Origin of the sequence: Fibrobacter sp. UWB2, assembly GCF_002210425.1 — a bacterium.
Classification (GTDB): Bacteria; Fibrobacterota; Fibrobacteria; order Fibrobacterales; family Fibrobacteraceae; genus Fibrobacter; species Fibrobacter elongatus.
The window spans coordinates 333,332-351,659 of record NZ_MWQK01000001.1 but is presented as its reverse complement, the minus strand read 5'-3'; the positions used below and the strand labels follow the sequence as shown (position 1 = coordinate 351,659).

The window sequence follows — 18,328 nt, the reverse complement described above, 5'->3', positions numbered from 1 at the left end:
GCGCTTTTGGGGAGGGTTTTACAAAACCTAGCGTAAATATAGGGTTTTCAACATAAAAAGGAAATGCCCGCGCTATGGCGGGCACTTCCGAGACTTTATGTATGCTCGCCTTGTTAGGCTTTGATAATCGTATCCTTGGCGAGGACGACAATACCGGATTCGGTCACGTGGAAGAGCTGCTTGTCGCGTTCCAAGTCGTAACCAATCTGGAAACCGGCCGGAATATGCAAGCCCTTTTCAACGATAGCGCGGCGCACCTTGGCACCCGGGCCAATCGTCACGTTCGGGAAGAGGATGGATTCTTCGACGAGAGCGTCCTTCTGGATGGTGACTCCCGGCGAGAGAATGCTCTTCACAACCGTACCACCACCGATAATGCAGCCAGCAGAAACGATGGAATCGACGGCTGCGCCCTGATGGCTTTCATTGTCGCCCGCAAAGAAACGTGCAGGCGGCTGGTTCCAGTTGTAAGTACGGATCGGCCAGTAGTTGTTATAAAGGTCGAACGGCGGATTTTCGGAGCAAAGGTCCATGTTTGCTTCGAAGAAGGCGTCAAGCGTACCCACGTCGCGCCAGTAGCCCTTTGTAGAAGCCTTTTCGCCACGCACGATGTTCGTGTTGAAGTCGTAAACGTACACCGGGTATTCCTTGTACAAGCGCGGAATGATGTGTTTGCCAAAGTCCGTTGCACCATCGTTTGCGCCCTTCAAGAGTTCGCGCACGAGGAACTTGCTCGTGAAGAGGTAGTTACCCATGCTGGCGAGGCACCAACCCGGACGGTTCGGCATCTGCTTCGGTTCCTTCGGCTTTTCTTCGAAACCAATCATGCGGTTGTCCGCGTCAATTTCGATAATACCGAATTCGCGAGCCTCTTCGACCGGCACCGGAATAGCAGCAATCGTGAGGAGGGCTGCTCGGCTTAAGTGGAAATCAATCATCTGGTTGATGTCCATCTTGTAAATGTGGTCGCCACCGAAAATTGCCACGAGGTCCGGGCGTTCATCGGTAATCAAGTTGATGTTCTGGAAAATGGCGTCGGCAGTACCGCGGTACCATTCGTCACCCGTACGCATCTGGGCGGGCACGAGGTCCACATACTGGTCCAAACTTGCATTCAGGCTCCAGGCGGCAGAAATGTGCTTGTTCAACGAATCGCTCTTGAACTGCGTCAAAACCTTGATCTTGAAAATGCCGGAATTGATGAAATTGTTGAGAACGAAGTCGATAATGCGGTAAGTTCCGCCAAAGTGGACGGCGGGTTTTGCACGGTCGCGGGTGAGGGGCTGTAGACGGCTCCCTTGTCCACCAGCCATGATCATGCAAAGAATATTCTTTTGATGCTCTCTTGAGTAAGACCAGCTCATGAAATTCCTCTGTAAATTCAATTATGTAATAGCCGTCCATAAAATACTTTTTTTTTTGCAAAAAACCTTAAATTTTTGATTTTTTGTTAAAAAAAACATACCCCGCCGAGGTGTTTGGCGGAGTATGCCCCATAGGAGTATGTTGGATTGATTTTATTTTAGGATTATTGTCTTTGCTGCCGCTACTTTCCCCCCGTTAAAGACCCTAACCTGTAATGCTCCCTTGTGGCGCATGGCGCTAAACGGAACATTTATGTTTTCACTATTGAAGTTTGCTTTATAGACTGTATTGCCGAGTAAGTCGAATACCTGGACCCTCTTTTGGCCATTGCCTGGGGCATGGATCATGAGGGATACGGTATTCTGGTCGATTGTCGCGCTTTTGAGCGGCTTAGTCGTTTTCTTGATTCCAACGGTCGGTCCGGAACCTTCTTCAGCAGGGCTTGATACTATGGTTGTTGCGGCCATTAGTGTTGCAGAACCCGCAAGGCATGCTTCGGAAATGTAGTAGTCTTCGACACTTGTATTTTGCGGTATGATAGCACTCTTGGCTTGGGGGGCCGTTCCGCCATACAACGCTCCGACCGGGACTCGGTATTTGTAATCCTTGGTGTTTTCCATGTTTCGGCCTTCCGGGTTCGAGGCTCGGTGGAACGGGTGAGCGTCGTTCTTGTCTCCTACGCCGTAGACAAACGAGATATCCCAGGGATTGACTCCCAGCATGTAGTTCAACTGGTTAATTCCGAGCTGCCACATTTCACTCGATTTCCACGAAACAGCACCCAAATTGGGGAGTGTTAAGTTTTTCTTTTCGAGGTCAGCGGCGACATCGGCATAAGCAAGGACTTCAAAAATATTGCCAGCTTGGTAAGCGTTATACTGCCAGGCTAGATCCGTTTGCATATTGAACCAGTTGGCATCGTATTTAACGATACCCTGTTTCCAGGCGATAGCGTCGGAAAGCAGGCTGATAGAAGCGGTTCCGTCGTCTTGCGATATATCGCCAAGATTTGCAATCATGTCCGTAATGCAGTCTTCGATAGCGTTGAGCCATTCCGTTTCGCTAAGTCCGTATTCCGTTGTCGCTTTGGTCTTATCGGCAAGAATCAGTTTATACAAGGCGTACGTTGCAAAAGCGTAGGAATTGGCCCAGCTTGTATTTTTAGCATTTTTGAAGAATCCCTTGTCATTTGTAGCAAACCAGCCTCCTTCAAAAAAGCCTGCGCCGTCTCCGAACGTCTGCCCATTGACCAAGTCCTTGGAACGGAGTGCGTCATCGGCATAGACCGTCTTGCCTGTAGCGTACAGGAGCGCGACAGAGGCGAGAGCTAAGTCGTCATAGAATTCATTGTTGCCATTGTAGGCAGGCGTAGCCCAACTTGCTGCGCGCTTATTGTATTTGAAGAGTTTGCCATCGCCGTAAGAGGATTTTCCTTGGGCGAGGGACTTTGCGAAGTCGTACATTTCTTCGGCGATTTTTAAGCAGGTTTCGGCGTAAGCTTTGTCGTAAACGGCGTATTGCTTACCCATAATGGCAAGGCCTGCTGCAATCATGCCAGAGATGTTGGAACCAAGTTCTCCCAAGCGCAAATCGCGCTCGCTTGCATTTCCTCGACGAATTGCGGACAATGTATCCTGTTCTTCGGGCTTGCCCCAATAGCCATGATCAGCGCCGAAGTTACCGACGGATACGACCATGTTGTCGATGATGCCGTTGGCGAAGTTGTAGGATCGGATAAAGAAGTCCGCACCATGCTTTGCTTCGCGTAGAATATCCGGAATGCCGTCTGTATTTACGGTTTCACTTTGATTGTAGGCGTAATGGTCTTTGTCCTTGGATTCGTTTGTTGCGGCCATGACGGCAAGACTCATGAACGCATACGACATGGTCATCGATTCCTTGAGATGGTCTCCGCAATCGTACCAGCCGCCTTGCAGAGCGCCTTCCTGCGGAGTGAACTCGGAAACTTCCTCGTCGTCGTACGTGAATTTACCGCTGCCATCTTTGGTGTGGCTCTTGTCGTGGAACCAGGATTCGGATTCCCCGCTACGCTGGATGCCAAAGAATTTTAGGCTTGCGTCACGCACCATGGAATAGACTTTGTCGCTTACGATGAATGTACTCGAGATTTCATCGCCGATTTTAATGCGAAGGCGTTTGTCAGTTGGGACGCTTTGTGGTATTTTTCCCGCTTTGAGAACGCCTGTGGACCCCGCAAAAGAAACCGTATAGCGATCGCGGCTTAAAGTAAGAGCATTCGTTTGAGCTTTAATTGTCCAGTCTGATGAGACTTCTGTTGTCTTTGACGTTAAGTCACCTGAGACAGCAGGGGAGAGCGAATTGCCATCTGCATCGACAATTTCGAATTTAGTGGCTTCGCCGATATAGTAGAATTGCCGCTCCGTGTCCGATGTCAGGTACCCCGCCTGATTGACTCGGATAGGCGAAATATGCGTGTTTAGCGCATCGTAATAAGCCTGGTCTAGCGAATCTGGAATAAAGGCGTTCGCCTTGTAAGATTCAGGCTTTTTTTCCTTGGGCAATAAGCCCGTGTTTTCTGTATTTGCTAGTTCGAACTTGTCAAACGCGTCATTATCCCATTTGAGCGGATAGACAGGTCGAATTAAATCGTAAGGTGTTGATTCTGATGCCGATGTGGCTATAGCTGTACCCAATGCAACCATTCCCAAAACCACATGCTTACGCATTTTTCCTCCTTTGTTTTGGTCTGTATACGTTAATATACATCTTTTGAATGCAATTTTTGCAATAAATTATGTTTTTTTATAAATTAATTTTCTATGATACGGCTATGATACGATAAGGCCTTGTAACGTGTTTCATGATGAAATAAAAAACGAGCGGCAAGATTTCTCTTGTCGCGTATGAGACTCCGCATTCAACTATCGCATACAAGAACTTGTGACGTTGAATGCTCCGCGCTACGAAGGCTACTTAATAGTAGCCTCCTTCGCTTGGCGGTGGACGCCCGCTTTTAAAACAAAACACCCCGCCACTCATCGTGACGGGGTGTTTTTGTAAAGGGAGATGCCCGATCAAGTCGGGCATGACATGTTCCGATTAGAGGCTAATCAGCCCTTCCGTATCCTTGCTCATTGCATCGTAGAATGCGTAGCGGGCGTCCACTTCCTTCTGGAGATCGTCGGCGAGTACCTTGGCGACTTCCGGATTGGTGCGGGTGAGGGCCTTGAAGCGGTTTTCGGTGTAGATGTATTCCGCAACCGGGATTGTCGGCTTCTTGGAGTCGAGGATAAGCGGAGCCTTTCCTTCTGCAGCGAGGGCCGGGTTGTAACGGAGGAGCGTCCAGTAACCGGAATCCACGGCCATCTTCTGGTGCTGAAGCTGGCTGTTGAGATCGAAACCGTGGTTGATGCAGGGGCAGTAGCAGATGATCAGCGACGGACCATTGTGAGCTTCTGCTTCCTGAAGAACCTTCAGGGCCTGAGCGTCGTTTGCACCGAGGGCGATACGGCCCACGTACACATTCTTGTAGCTCATGGCGATAAGGCCGAGGTCCTTCTTGCCAGCGCGCTTACCAGCGGCGGCGAAGAGGGCGACTGCGCCACGGTTCGTGGCCTTGGAAGCCTGTCCACCGGTGTTGGAGTACACTTCGGTATCGAGGACGCAGATGTTCACGTTTTCACCAGTTGCCATCACGTGGTCGAGACCACCGTAACCGATGTCGTATGCCCAACCGTCACCACCGAAGATCCACACGGACTTCTTCACGAGGTAGTCGGCGAATTCGTCGCGGAGGCTGACAGAAGCTTCGTCGGTTGCACCGGCGAGAGCGGCCTTAAGGGCGGCAACGTTTTCACGCTGGGCCTTGATGCCGGCTTCGTCGTCCTGCTTCTGGGTCGTGAGCTTTTCCTTGAGTTCGGCAGGAACGTTCACGGCTTCGAGGAGGCTCAAAGCCTGCTTGGCATGCTTCGTGATAGCGAGGCGCATACCGAGACCGAATTCAGCGTTGTCTTCGAACAAGCTGTTTGCCCAAGCCGGACCGCGGCCTTCCTTGTTCTTTGCCCACGGTGTGGTCGGCAGGTTACCACCGTAAATGGAGGAGCAACCCGTAGCGTTAGCGACAACCATGCGGTCACCGAAGAGCTGAGAAACGAGACGCACGTAAGCGGTTTCGCCGCAGCCTGCGCAGGAGCCGGAGAATTCGAACAACGGTTCGAGGAGCATTGCCTGCTTGACGAGATTCTTGTTGACCTTGGTACGGTCGAATTCCGGGAGGTCGACGAAGAAGTCCCAGCACTTGCCTTGCTGAACCTTGATGGGTTCCTGCGGCACCATGTTGATGGCCTTCTTGGTAGCGTCGGTCTTGTCCTTACCGATACAGGCCTGCGTACAAACGCCGCAACCCGTACAGTCGTAGCTGGACACGGAAATTGCAAATACCGGCTTTTCGGAACCTTCGAGCTTGAAGCCCTTGGCCGGGGTGTACTTGAAGCCTTCCGGAGCGTTCTTCACGGCGGATTCGTCCACAACCTTCATACGGATGGCTGCATGCGGGCAGACCATGGCGCACTTGCCGCACTGCACGCAAGCGTCCGGATTCCAGGACGGGATGTTGAGGGCGAGGTCGCGCTTTTCGTACTTGGTGGTACCGGTCGGGAACACACCGTCGCAAGGCATCTTGGAGACCGGGAGCTGTTCGCCGTTGCCCTTGATGATTTCTGCGGTGACTTCGTTCACGAACTTCGGAGCGTTGCCGTGGATCGGAGCGCGGAATTCCTTCGTGCTGGTGACAGCGGACGGAACCTTGACTTCGAAGAGGTTAGCAAGAGAAGCATCGATAGCGTCCCAGTTCTTCTGGACGACTTCCATACCCTTCTTGGCGTAGGTCTTTTCGGCGTACTTCTTGATGTACTTGATAGCGGTTTCTGCATCGAGAACGTTACCGAGCTTAGAGAAGAAGCAGGTCTGCATCACAGTGTTGATGCGACGGCCCATGCCGGTCTTTGCAGCAACAGCATAAGCGTCGATGACGAACACCTTGAGGTGCTTCTTGATAATGGCTTCCTGAACCGGACGCGGGAAGGTATCCCAAACGGTGTCAGCGGAGTGCGGGGTGTTCACGAGGAACGTTGCGCCGTCCTTGGCATACTTGAGCATGTCGACAGATTCGAGGTGCGGAGTATGGTGGCATGCGACAAAGTCAGCTTCGTTTTCGCCAATGAGGTACGGGGCGTCGATGATGCTCTTACCAAAGCGGAGGTGAGAGGTGGTCATGGAGCCAGACTTCTTGGAGTCGTAAACGAAGTAGCCCTGAGCGTAGTTGTCGGTTTCGTTACCGATAATCTTGATGGAGTTCTTGTTTGCACCGACAGTACCGTCAGAGCCGAGACCGAAGAACATAGCCTGGAAGAAGTCGCTTTCGAGCTTGAAGTTCGGGTCGATGGTGAGGCTCGTGTGGCACACGTCATCGTTGATACCGACGGTGAAGCGTGCCTTCGGGTCGGCCTTGGCGAGTTCGTCGTAGATGGCCTTGACCATGGCCGGCGTGAATTCCTTGGAGGAAAGACCGTAGCGGCCGCCGATCATCTTCGGCATAGCCATCTTGCCTGCCATCACGGCTTCGGAAATAGCGGTCAGGGCATCCTGGAAGAGCGGTTCGCCTGCGGAACCCGGTTCCTTGCAGCGGTCGAGGACGGCAATCTTCTTGACAGTCTTCGGGAGAGCGGCAACGACAGCTTCCATCGGGAACGGACGGTAAAGGCGGATGTTGACGAGACCGACCTTTTCGCCCTTCCCGTTGAGGTACTTGACGGTGTCACCGATGGTGCAGGTCGAAGAACCCATGGAAATGATCACGCGTTCGGCGTCGGGTGCACCGACGTAGTCCACGATGTGGTACTGACGGCCAGTGTAGCTTGCAACCTTGTCCATGTACTTTTGGACAATTTCCGGAACCTTGGCGTAGAACGGGTTCACCGTTTCGCGGCCCTGGAAGTAAACGTCCGGGTTCTGGGCGGTACCGCGCATGGTCGGACGGTCCGGTGTGAGGCAGCGCTCACGGCATGCCTTCACATACTTTTCGTCGATGACATTACGGATAACGCCGTCTTCGAGAGCTTCAATCTTCATCACTTCGTGAGAAGTGCGGAAGCCGTCAAAGAAGTGCATAAACGGAACGCGGCTTTCGAGTGTAGAAGCGTGGGCCACGAGAGCGAGGTCCTGGCATTCCTGTACGCAGCTGGAGGCGAGCATTGCAAAACCCGTCTGGCGGCAAGCCATAACGTCGGAGTGGTCACCGAAAATGGAAAGGCCCTGCATAGCAAGAGCACGTGCAGTGACGTGGAAGACCGTGGGGGTCAGTTCGCCCGCAATCTTGTACATGTTCGGGATCATCAAGAGAAGACCCTGAGATGCGGTGAAGGTCGTGGTCAAAGCACCGGCCTGCAAAGCACCGTGAACGGTACCGGCAGCGCCACCTTCGGACTGCATTTCAAACACGCGGGGAACCTGTCCCCAAATATTCTTCTTGCCTGCAGCACTCCAGTTGTCGGCGTGCTCAGCCATAGGACTAGACGGTGTAATCGGGTAAATTGCAGCGACTTCGCTAACCGCAAATGCAACGCTAGCGGTGGCTTCGTTACCGTCACACGCAATCATCTTTTTTGCCATGGATATCTCCGTTTTTAGGTTTTTTCGTAAAAATTCTGATCATATACACCTTCGGCGTGCGATACACGCAAGAAGGGCAAAAATCCAAGCTTAAAATTAAATAAGATTATCCAAAACGGACAACCAATTTTTGAAAAAAGTTTAAAAATCAAGTAGCTTTTGGTTAATCTCGATTTCAAGTCCCGCGTAACTTGGGCCGAACTTTTGGCGAAGCGTGGTCGTAAGGCCATCGGACTTGCCCAAATACGGGTAATTCTTGCGGATTTTAAGCCTCGGGGCGCGTTCGTGGATGTTCTGGATGAGCGTTTGCGCAATTTTCACTTCGGCAGGGCGGCTCGGGTCATAAAGAATCCCGACATCGGCGTCGCGCTCGACACCATTTAATATAGGCGTAAAGCTGTGGATTCCGAGGTGGATGACCTTGAGCGGAGCTTCCTTCGGTGCATTTTTCTCGTTTTTGCGGGCGTTTGGCGGAATTATGCCTGCAACAAAGTTTTCAATCTTCTCACGATACTTTTCCCAAAGACTCATCATGTGCGATTTTACGGTATTTGGTAATCCAACAGTAAATTCCGAAAAGAACGTCTTGTTGGTCGCACTGCGGTTCATGTCGACCACGAGTCTCGAGAACCGACTAGAGCAATGGAAGTCGGGCTTTAATCGTTTTACAAGATTTGAAAATACTTTATATGCACCAATGTCGTAAGCTCGATGGGAGGCGAGAACGTCATCGGGAATTTTGGAATCGCGGAATGCGCGCAGGACGAAAGCCGGCACAGCGTTGCTCGCATGTTCGCAGGTAATCATCAGTGCCGGAGCTTTCATTACTTTTTCTCCACAACAAGAATATTTCCGTCGTACGTCATGACACCCAGCAAAATGCTGTGGATTAGACGGAACTTGTCTACTTTGTAATAAGGGCCGTTTGCCATCGGGTTTGTACAATCCGGATCTGCAACCATGAACTGCTTCTTTTCGTCGAGTCCGTAAAGCACTACGAAATGCCCCATCGGCTCGCCGTGGATATCATCAAAGACGGACTGGTCTTTTTCGTTTGTGTATTCGCGAGGGGAACGATAAAGATAGGTGGCGCTGAGGCCGCAAAGCACCGGAATATTGCGCTTGAAATAACTTTCGAACATGCTTGCGCGAAGGTCTGCCGTAGCGACGGTTCCGCCAAGGTCAATGAATCGGATATAGGCGTCAATTGCCTTTTTGAGTTTGGGGGCGTGTTTTGTTTTATGCAAAGCGACCAGTTTTTCGCGGAGCTCGGGCATCTTGAGCTTGCTCCACGTCGGGTCAAAAATCTTTAAATTGTAAGAATAAATGGTAGCCTTGAATCCGCGCTTGAGGGCGTCAATACCAAGGAAAACACCTAGCGTGCCGCCTTCTTCCAAAAATTCAATTTCGGAAATGAGCTTTTTAAGGGGAATGTTATAGCCAAGATAAGAGTAAACAGCGTGTAGGCTAGTCGGTCCGCACGTAACATCGTCTGGCTGAGGGAGTATTTTCAAATCCATCGAGTGCCTCGTTATTAACCGTGGCGGTTTGATCATCAAATCGTCAATCCGCACGCAAATATAGAAATATTATCTTGGTTTGACATGTCATTCCGGCCTACCTGTCCTCGCTTGACGGGGACGAGCCGGAATCGCCATCTTGTAGTGCGAAAAAATCGTTTATTATATTTGATAATATGAGAGATTTTTTAGGGGCTTTCGTTTCTGTCTTTTTTGCAATCGCGTTTTGGGCGTGTTCGGATTCTTCGGTGGGCTCTGCGGACGAGGATTCCCGCACAGGCATTTTCGTTGACGCTCGCGACTTACAAAGCTACAAGACCATTGAAATTGGTGGCCTAGTCTGGATGGCTCAAAACTTGAATTATTTTGATGCTTCGGACTCGCTTTACAAAAGAACGTCTTGCTATAACGACAGCGCAGAATATTGTGAGAAGCAGGGGAGACTTTACGCCTGGAATGTAGCGATGGTTGCTTGCCCGCAAGGTTGGAAAATCCCATCAAAAGCAGATTTTGACAACTTGATTGAAACTGTAGGCGGTTTTGATTTTGCCGCAGATTCATTGATGTCATTGGACTTTGTTTCAGAAATCGGTGGCGGTTACCATTTCTTGGAATACTATAATTATTTTGACGAATACGCCTACTTTTGGACAACCGATGAGGTCCGTGCAAATTATGCCCGCACCGTGATGCTCGAAAAAGGCCGTTCCAGCGTATCGTACGATGAAACCTACGAAGAATTTGCCCTCTCCGTCAGATGTGTGAGGAAATAAAAATGCGACTTTGGCTTTTTACTTGTCCTGATGATTTTGCTGCAGAACATGACGATATCGAAGAAATGTTTCGCCGTGGTTTAACCCGTTTGATTCTCGACAAGCGTGGGCGAGGAGGGAATGCTCGTGCGACATTCAACGATTACGATCGTTGGCTGCTAGGTCTCCCGATGGAATTGCGCGACCGCATTTGGGTGCGTGGAACGCCAGACATGGCCGAAGAGCTTGATGTTCGCGGTTGCGTCTGCGATGCACAAAGTTTCATGGGCGAGGTCCCTGAAAGCTGGAAACGCATCAACTGTGTAGCCCTTTGCAAAAATGCGGAAGAAGCCGAAAAGCTCCCGGAATGGGTGACGGGCGCTCTCGTTGGCCCGATGATGCAACCGCTTTCGGCGATTGAACCTGCTGAAACGCTTGGAACTTCTTTAAGCATAAACGCAAAAGCCTCCCTCATTTTATGGGGAGGCGTCGATACGGATACGATTGACGATTTTAAGAAGTTATCGCCTGCCGGAGTCGCTTCGCTTGGTGGCGTCTGGAATTACGCAGACCCCGTGAATGCGTTTATAAAGCTTAATAGATTGGTCAATAGCATTTAGTCAATGGTCATTGGTTTCTGTTAGGCGACTCTGCCGTGATTCTTTAACTAATGACTAATAACCAGTGACTAACGACTATTTTACTACGAACATTCCGTTACGCGGCTTGCCAGAAAGTCTGTTGCCGAGCAAATCGAAATAAACGGGGTTGCGGTTCAAACGTAAATCCTTGCGGCTTTCGCGCATTCCGCGATTACCAATGCTTACCGGAGGCTGTTCTTCGTACGGATGGTCTGGATCGTCTACGACAATTTTGATTTTAGCAACACTCTTGCAGCCTGTTTCGTTTGTGTACGTCACAGAGTAGTAGCCGCTCTTGGTGCCATCCAAATTCTTAAGAGTGTTTTCACGAGTTGTGGACTTGAATCCGTCCGGACCTTCCCAGCTCCAAATTTTGCCATCCCACGGGTGCGGGCCAAGTTGCACTGTAGCGCCTTTAGCGACTTTCAAATCAGTCGATTCTTTCCAACCTTCATCGCCAACTTTCACGTACGGGATAATCTTTGTCGGGCTGCAGGGACCCACAACTTTTTTGCCATCGCAGACGCCAATCGAATCTGGAATTTCAATCACTTTTGGCTCGAAATCCGGCGTGGGGAAGACCTTCATGAGTGCAGCCGTTTCTTGAGCGGTAATCGGGAGAATTGTGCCGTGGCGTGGCGTGAACGCGCCGCTCGTCTTTGTATCTTGCACGAACTTGAAATTCTCGAGGTCGGTACTGCTCGTGAACTGGTAATGCCCATTCATATAGCAATCGTACATGAGCACCCAGGAATTCTGGTTGATGAGCTTGAACACGCCAGCACCTTCGACAGCTTCGGTCGTCTGTTGCAATGCTCCACTGCGCTTGTACCAGGTCGGGGCTTTAGTGCCGTTTTCCGAGGTTAATGTCTGCGCCTGCACCTTGCAGATGCCGCCGTCCCCTTCGTTTTTGTAAAACGCGTGATAAAGCTTATCTACAGGATTGTAGACAATATCCATGTCAATGGTCGATTTGCCACGGTCAAAGAAATGAATCGGGTCGCCTTCAAGGTCAGTAAAGTCTTCGTTGGCGTAATTGAAAAACACCTTGTCGTAAGGAATGGTCCCGTCATTGGTCAACAGCGAGTAATAAACAAGTGGCCTGCCCTTGCTCCCGTCCTTGTTCACATAATTTGCGTCCCAGATGGTTTCGGGCGCCCACACGCGCGTGACGTTTGCAAAGTTCTTGCCTTTGTACTTGTCCGGGAAATGTACTGTGCTGTGCTTCCAGTTGATAAGGTCTCGGGACTTCATCAGCACCATACCGCGGTTGCTAGCCCAGCCTTCGGCACTCTTCATGTCGGTATTCACCATGTAGAACCAACCATCAGGTGCACGCAGCACATGCGGGTCACGGAGGCCTTTCTTGTAACTCACCGTATCGGCAGCCACGACGCGTTTCCCGTTATTCATGGGTGTAAAGTTGTAGCCGTCATTGCTCAAGGCGTAATAGATATTTTCGTTGTCGTTTGCCGGGAAATACGCAAAGAGGTAGTTGGAGTAAGGTTCAAAGCCGTGGATGGAAACTTTGAACAGTTTTTTCTCTGTCCGGTTATGCAAATCATCCGTAATACTTGCTGTAAGGTCCACTACCTTATTTTCTCCGACAAAACGTCCATTGATATGCCCGTCGTGCCCTAAAAAAAGGGTATCGCTACTGGTCCAGGTAATCGGATATTTTTTGTCCGTTGTTACATAGGAAGGGAGCTTGAGGTCTTCGTAAAGGTCGTTTATTTGGTTGCCTAGCTTAATGCTGTCGTATGCGGCATAGAATGGGGTTACTTCGACAATCTCCTGCGCTTGTGCTCCTAGAGCTAACAGGGCTACTAGCGAAACAAATTTCTTCATAAAGTCTCCTTAGCAAGGAATAACGACCATTGACTAAAAACTATTGACTAATGACCATTTTAAATATACTTTCACCCGTGATAAAAGTCACAAAACCGGGTATTGGAACTCTTGAAAAATAATCCACAGCGAAAATAAGTCTATTTTATGTTCTATGGTGTAATAAAATGAGTTGTAATATTTGGTATTTTAAACGTATATTATAATTGTATGAATATGGAACGGTCGCGTTTAAAAATTTTAGTTGTTGATGATACCAAGACGAATATTGACGTGTTGGAAGGTATTCTGTCGAATGACTATGACGTTTGTGTTGCACTTAACGGGAAAAAAGCTATTGAGCTCACCGAAAAGATTCGCCCAGACTTGATTTTGCTCGATGTGATGATGCCTGAAATGGACGGCTACGAAACATTGAGAATCATGCGCGAGAAGAATATCCTTCAGGGTATTCCGGTGATTTTCTTGACCGCCAAGGCCGATAGCAAGAGCGAACAGATTGGGCTTGATTTGGGTGCAGTCGATTACATCACAAAGCCTTTCAACCCGGCACTTGTGACGCTCCGTATCAAGAACCAGCTCCAGCTCAAGCAACAGCGCGACCATTTGCACGAACTTGTCGATGAAAAGACTGCGGATTTACGAAAGACCTTAAAGGTCATGCTAATGAGCCTCGGTTCGCTTGCAGAATACCGCGACCCGGAGACGGGCGAACATATCAAGCGCACCCAGATTATTGTCCAGCGCATTGCCGAGGAACTCCGTAAGAATCCGAAGTATACCGATACGATTTCACCGGAATATATCGAAAATCTCGCTACAGCCGCGCCACTCCATGACATTGGTAAAGTCGGCATCCATGACCGCATATTGCGAAAGCCAGGATCGCTCACACAAGACGAACGCAAGATTATGATGCAGCACCCGCAAATGGGCTACGATGTCTTGCAAGAGGCGACCAAGGAACTGCACGATAGCCCGATGGTGCGTATTGCAGCCGAGATGGCACTTGGCCACCACGAGCACTGGAACGGGGAAGGATACCCCAACCACAAGAAACACGACGATATTCCAATCGGCGCACGTATCATGGCCGTTGCCGACGTTTATGACGCTCTTGTCTCGAAACGCCCGTACAAGGAACCGTATCCGCATCAGGTTGCCGTAAGCGAAATCATCAAGGGCCGCGGCACGCAGTTTGACCCCGATGTTGTCGATGCGTTCCTCGCCATAGCCGACCAACTTCCCGAAATTTACGAACGGTTCAAGGACACTTCTTCTTCTGAGGAATGTAGGGATTGACACCAAGTCCAATAAATGAAAAAAAGCGCCACCTCGGTTGGCGCATTTCGCTCGTTTATACGATTCCGATGCTTGTCTTCACCATCGTGTTGGTGGTCGTATTTTCCAATTTTTTAAAATCTACTTTAATTACGTCTTCATACAGTTCGTCCGAATCCAAATTTCAGGACAAGACGATTCAAGACCTTGAGCTCTTTTTCTCCAAATTTGAAAAACAGTTTAAGCCTCTTCCTCAAATTCTCCAGCATACAAAAGAATCCGACATCAAGAAAACGCTCAAGAAGCATTTGCAGTCTTCGCCGTTTATCGTCGATGCCTATTATGGCAACCGAAACGGCAAGTATATCTCGGCTAGGGATTTCAAGCTGGACGAAGGCAAGAAGGAATTCCGCATCAGGACTTGGTATTTGGAAGCGTCCCGACACAAGGGGCTTGCCATTACAGGTCCGGAAATCAACGAGATGGCAAAAAAGCGTGTCCTTACGTATTCGTATCCGCTGTGGGACAAAAATCACTCGTTCATAGGGGCCGTTGCTACAGATATCGACTTGCAGAAAGTTCGCCAGCTAATGGGCGAGTTTGCAAAAACCGAAGGCGGCATTACGATGCTTGTCGGTTCCGAGAACGATAGCCTTTTCACGTATTTCCCGTATGAAACGAGCCTCCATAAAATTGTTGTAGATACGGTTGCAGGACTTTTGCACTTGGTGCAGGACGACATCAACTTCGAAAATCTTGATCACGAAAACGTGACACGATTCGAAAAGACCGATGTCGAAAATCGCAAATTGATTTTCATGGTCATGCCGTTAAAGGACGTGCCGTTCTATGTAGTCCATGTCGTCCAGAAGAACAAAGTCGTTGCCAAAGTCCAAGAAAATCTGAACGCCATCATCTTTGTCGTTGCGCTTATCGTCTTGGCGCTGATATTCCTGACCTGGTTGATTGTCCGATTCCTTTTCAAGTTCTTCATCCAGAAAGACCTGAATGAAAGCGTCAGCTCGAGTACGATGTTCGAAACGCTTTTGGGAAGCGACAACTTTAGAATTGTCCTCACGAACGATACGTTTGACATCCTCCATGCGAGCGCCTACATTGCAGAATTTTTCAACAAAGGTAATGACATCCGCGGTGAGATTCTCTGGAAGTTCTTCCGTTCGGAGCAGTTTAAAAAATTTGTCTATAAGGTGTCGAAAGGCGGCGAAATGCACGCCAGCGAACGCCAGATTATCATCCCTGTTCGTAGCTGTACTGGTGAAGACGCTTGGTGGAAGGTTATTTTCCAGTTCCTTGTCGAAGACGATGGCTCGATCCGCTATCTGTTCCTGATTTCCGATGAAACGAGCGGCATCCAGAAAGATACGATTCTCGATACAATTATGCTCTCGGCAGGGAATTCCATCCTTGTGATTTTTGACAAGAACCGTAAAGTCATGTACATGTCCAAGCTGCTTGCGGATTACCTTGTCGCCGACTGGAAAGATGTCATTGGACAGTCTTTGGATAACCTGCCCAAATGCGGAATGCCCGAAGACGTTGTCGAAGCGCTCAAGAAAACTTTTGACGAGCAAGGCGTGTGGAAAGATACGTTCATGCTCCAGACGCTTAATACGCATACCGACACGTGGTTCCGTGGCGAAGCTTGTACACTCAAAGTCCAGGAATCGGTCGTCGGCTATATGCTCTCGATGATTGATATTTCTGAAGTTGTTGCCGCCCGTGAAATTGCAGAACACGCTACACAGGCAAAGAGCGAATTCCTTGCAAACATGAGTCACGAAATCCGCACGCCGATGAACGCTATTATCGGTATGGCGCACTTGCTGCAAGAAACGCAACTTGACGAACGCCAGCAAGGCTTTATCGAACGCATTAGCCATGCGGCTACATCGCTTTTGGGCATCATCAATAACATTCTTGATTTCTCGAAGATTGAAGCCAACAAGCAGGATTTGGAAATCACGCAACTTGTACTGCAAGATATCATTGGAGAGGTGGCCGCTTTAGCCGAAGTTCGTATTGCTGGTAGGCCGATTGAACTCATTGTCGATGTCGACCCGGAAATTCCAGAAGTCCTGATGGGCGACCCGTTACGCCTCTCGCAAATCTTTACGAACCTCATCAACAATGCGACCAAATTCACAGAAAGCGGCAGCATAACGCTCCAGATAAAGCAAGAACAAGTTATAGGAAATAACGTAAAGCTTTCGTTCAGCGTCATTGATACCGGTATTGGAATGACGGGCGAACAGCTGCAGCACCTGTTCAATGCGTTCACACAGGCAGACGGTTCCATTACGCGCAAGTATGGTGGCACGGGGCTTGGACTTGTGATTTCTAAGTCGCTTGTGGAACTTATGGGTGGAGAGCTTCAGGTCGAAAGTGAATACGGGAAGGGCTCTAGGTTCTTCTTTACGATTACGCTTGCGATGGCGCCACAGACGACCGTGCCGAAATGGAAATCTGTCTCGACGTTCAGAAATAAGAATGTTTTGCTTTTGGATGACTGCGAAAAACTTCGCGATGTGCTAAGGCATTATTTGACAAAACTGCGCTGCGTTGTAGAAGAGGCTGCATCAGTCGATGAGGCTTTGGACCTGATTCAGGCGCACGAAGAAGCGGGGGAGACGCCGTACGATCTCTTTATTGTCGATTACCAGATGCCGCTGATGACCGGTTTTGACTTTGTGCAGGGGCTCCCGGTCAACATGAAGAAAATCCCGAAAGTCTTGATGCACCCCATTCACTTTGATGAACGCAATTATCACCTCGCCGAAGAAATTGGCTATGATAGCTGTGTGGCAAAGCCGTTGCAGATAAGCTCTTTGCTTAGCGCGATGCAAGAAGCGTTTAACGAGAAACTCACGTATCAGAAGGCTATCAAAACCGAAAAGAACAAGATTTACTTCAAGGAAGCAAAGATCCTGCTTGTCGAAGACAACGAGATGAACCAGGAACTCGCCGTATCGCTATTGAATAGCGTGGGCCTTACGACAATGGTTGCCGCCGATGGTAAGATTGCTCTTGACCTGCTCAAGAAAAATGCATTTGACCTAGTGCTGATGGATATCCAGATGCCTGTGATGAATGGTCTGGATGCAACGCGTGCAATCCGCAACCGCTCCGATGAGTATTTTAGAAATGTACCGATTATTGCCATGAGTGCAAAGGCCTTCCAAAAAGACAAGGATGATTGCCTCAAGGCGGGCATGAACTCGTACATCGCAAAGCCGATTGATCCGATGATGCTTTATGCTGAATTGGCCAAGTATTTGCAAGTTGCCGATAAAATGCCGATGGCATCAAGCGCTGGTGAAACGGAATCAGCACCTGTAAGTGCGGATGATAGTGTTGTCGCCTTGTTCCAGAAGGTGCGCAATTTCGATGCCGCTGCCGGGCTATATCATGCAAATGAAAACAAGAATCTTTACTTCAAGATTATCCAGGGATTTGTCCGTGATCATAGCGGAGAAACGCTAAAGCTCAAGAAAGCATTTGAATCTGCAGACTTCGAAGAATCCTCTCGAATTGTACACACGATTAAAGGACTTTGCGGGACCATTGGTTCGTATCACGTGCAGGCCCTAGGCGTGATGCTTGAAAATTCGCTCCTCAAGAAAGAACATAATTACAGCGAATACAATGCGTTTATAGATGCTCTTGAAGATTTAATTGATGACCTGAAGATAGTGTTACAGAATATCGCATCCGAGCAGTCGAATGCAGCCGTTGTCATCAAGCACGTGGACCCTGAAGCGATAAGCAAGCTTACTCAAGCGATTGAAGAACTCAAGCCCGCTGTGGAATCTTGCTCGCTTACAGCCTGCAAGCGCATTCTCGATACGCTTGACGAAATCATGTTCTCGCAGGAACAGGAAACGCTTTTGCAGAAACTGCGTAACCAGATTGATGATTACGACTTCACGGAAGCGGAAACGAGCCTCAAGAGTCTAGAAGAGACGATTAAAGAACCATCGCAGCCATAAACGCAAGCGCGACAATCACTACCGCGATAATCGTGAGCGGGCTGGACTTTTTCTTCTTTTCGCCGAATTCATTTTCGACAATTTCATCGTAGTCGGGGAGGTCGAGGTCGCTGTATTCAGCGCCTTCTTTCCAGCCGGTATTCTTGTCGCTCCCGCAGTGGGGGCAGAAGGTCGCGCCTTGTTTCAATTCGGCGCCGCAATGAGGACAAATCATAGTTTTAATATATAAAATAAAACCGCTAGGCGATTGCCCAGCGGTTTTG

At 49.4% G+C, this 18,328-nt stretch carries 11 protein-coding genes; 4 read left to right on the top strand and 7 right to left on the bottom strand.

The window, feature by feature from the left end:
• Positions 1-113: 113 nt before the first annotated feature.
• From glgC to B7982_RS01550, 5 genes are all read right to left on the bottom strand, one after another.
• On the bottom strand, positions 114-1,364 hold the full coding sequence (gene glgC / locus B7982_RS01570; protein ID WP_014544985.1) for a glucose-1-phosphate adenylyltransferase: 1,251 nt from the start codon (positions 1,362-1,364) through the stop codon (positions 114-116).
• A gap of 153 nt (positions 1,365-1,517) precedes the next feature.
• Positions 1,518-4,073, bottom strand: a complete 2,556-nt coding sequence (locus B7982_RS01565; protein WP_088659263.1) for a glycoside hydrolase family 9 protein — start codon at positions 4,071-4,073, stop codon at positions 1,518-1,520.
• A 373-nt stretch (positions 4,074-4,446) separates the two neighbouring features.
• On the bottom strand, positions 4,447-8,016 hold the full coding sequence (gene nifJ, locus B7982_RS01560; RefSeq protein WP_088659262.1) for a pyruvate:ferredoxin (flavodoxin) oxidoreductase: 3,570 nt from the start codon (positions 8,014-8,016) through the stop codon (positions 4,447-4,449).
• A gap of 141 nt (positions 8,017-8,157) precedes the next feature.
• Positions 8,158-8,841, bottom strand: a complete 684-nt coding sequence (locus B7982_RS01555; RefSeq protein WP_088659261.1) for an N-formylglutamate amidohydrolase — start codon at positions 8,839-8,841, stop codon at positions 8,158-8,160.
• Positions 8,841-9,536, bottom strand: a complete 696-nt coding sequence (locus tag B7982_RS01550) for a peptidase-C39 like family protein (RefSeq protein ID WP_088659260.1) — start codon at positions 9,534-9,536, stop codon at positions 8,841-8,843. Before B7982_RS01550 ends, B7982_RS01555 begins: the two co-directional genes overlap by 1 nt.
• A gap of 176 nt (positions 9,537-9,712) precedes the next feature.
• Here B7982_RS01550 and B7982_RS01545 point away from each other — a divergent pair, with 176 nt between their 5' ends.
• Positions 9,713-10,309, top strand: a complete 597-nt coding sequence (locus B7982_RS01545; RefSeq protein ID WP_088659259.1) for an FISUMP domain-containing protein — start codon at positions 9,713-9,715, stop codon at positions 10,307-10,309.
• A 2-nt stretch (positions 10,310-10,311) separates the two neighbouring features.
• Complete coding sequence (locus B7982_RS01540; RefSeq protein ID WP_088659258.1) at positions 10,312-10,908, top strand: hypothetical protein; 597 nt, start codon at positions 10,312-10,314, stop codon at positions 10,906-10,908.
• A gap of 75 nt (positions 10,909-10,983) precedes the next feature.
• Here the strand turns inward: B7982_RS01540 and B7982_RS01535 are convergent, their stop codons facing one another.
• Positions 10,984-12,777 carry a glycoside hydrolase family 43 protein gene (locus tag B7982_RS01535; protein ID WP_233138310.1) on the bottom strand — a complete coding sequence of 598 codons (1,794 nt, stop codon included), beginning with the start codon at positions 12,775-12,777 and terminating at the stop codon, positions 10,984-10,986.
• Positions 12,778-12,993: 216 nt separating this feature from the next.
• Between B7982_RS01535 and B7982_RS01530 the strand changes: the two genes are divergently transcribed.
• Complete coding sequence (locus tag B7982_RS01530; protein WP_233138309.1) at positions 12,994-14,079, top strand: HD domain-containing phosphohydrolase; 1,086 nt, start codon at positions 12,994-12,996, stop codon at positions 14,077-14,079.
• Positions 14,076-18,065: a response regulator gene (locus B7982_RS01525; protein WP_088659256.1), complete on the top strand. Its 3,990-nt coding sequence runs from the start codon at positions 14,076-14,078 to the stop codon at positions 18,063-18,065. Before B7982_RS01530 ends, B7982_RS01525 begins: the two co-directional genes overlap by 4 nt.
• Here B7982_RS01525 and B7982_RS01520 read toward each other — a convergent pair.
• A complete protein-coding gene (locus B7982_RS01520; RefSeq protein ID WP_088659255.1) occupies positions 18,043-18,279 on the bottom strand; it encodes a zinc-ribbon domain-containing protein in 237 nt (78 codons plus the stop codon). The two genes, B7982_RS01525 and B7982_RS01520, sit on opposite strands and share 23 nt — an antisense overlap.
• Positions 18,280-18,328 lie beyond the last annotated feature (49 nt).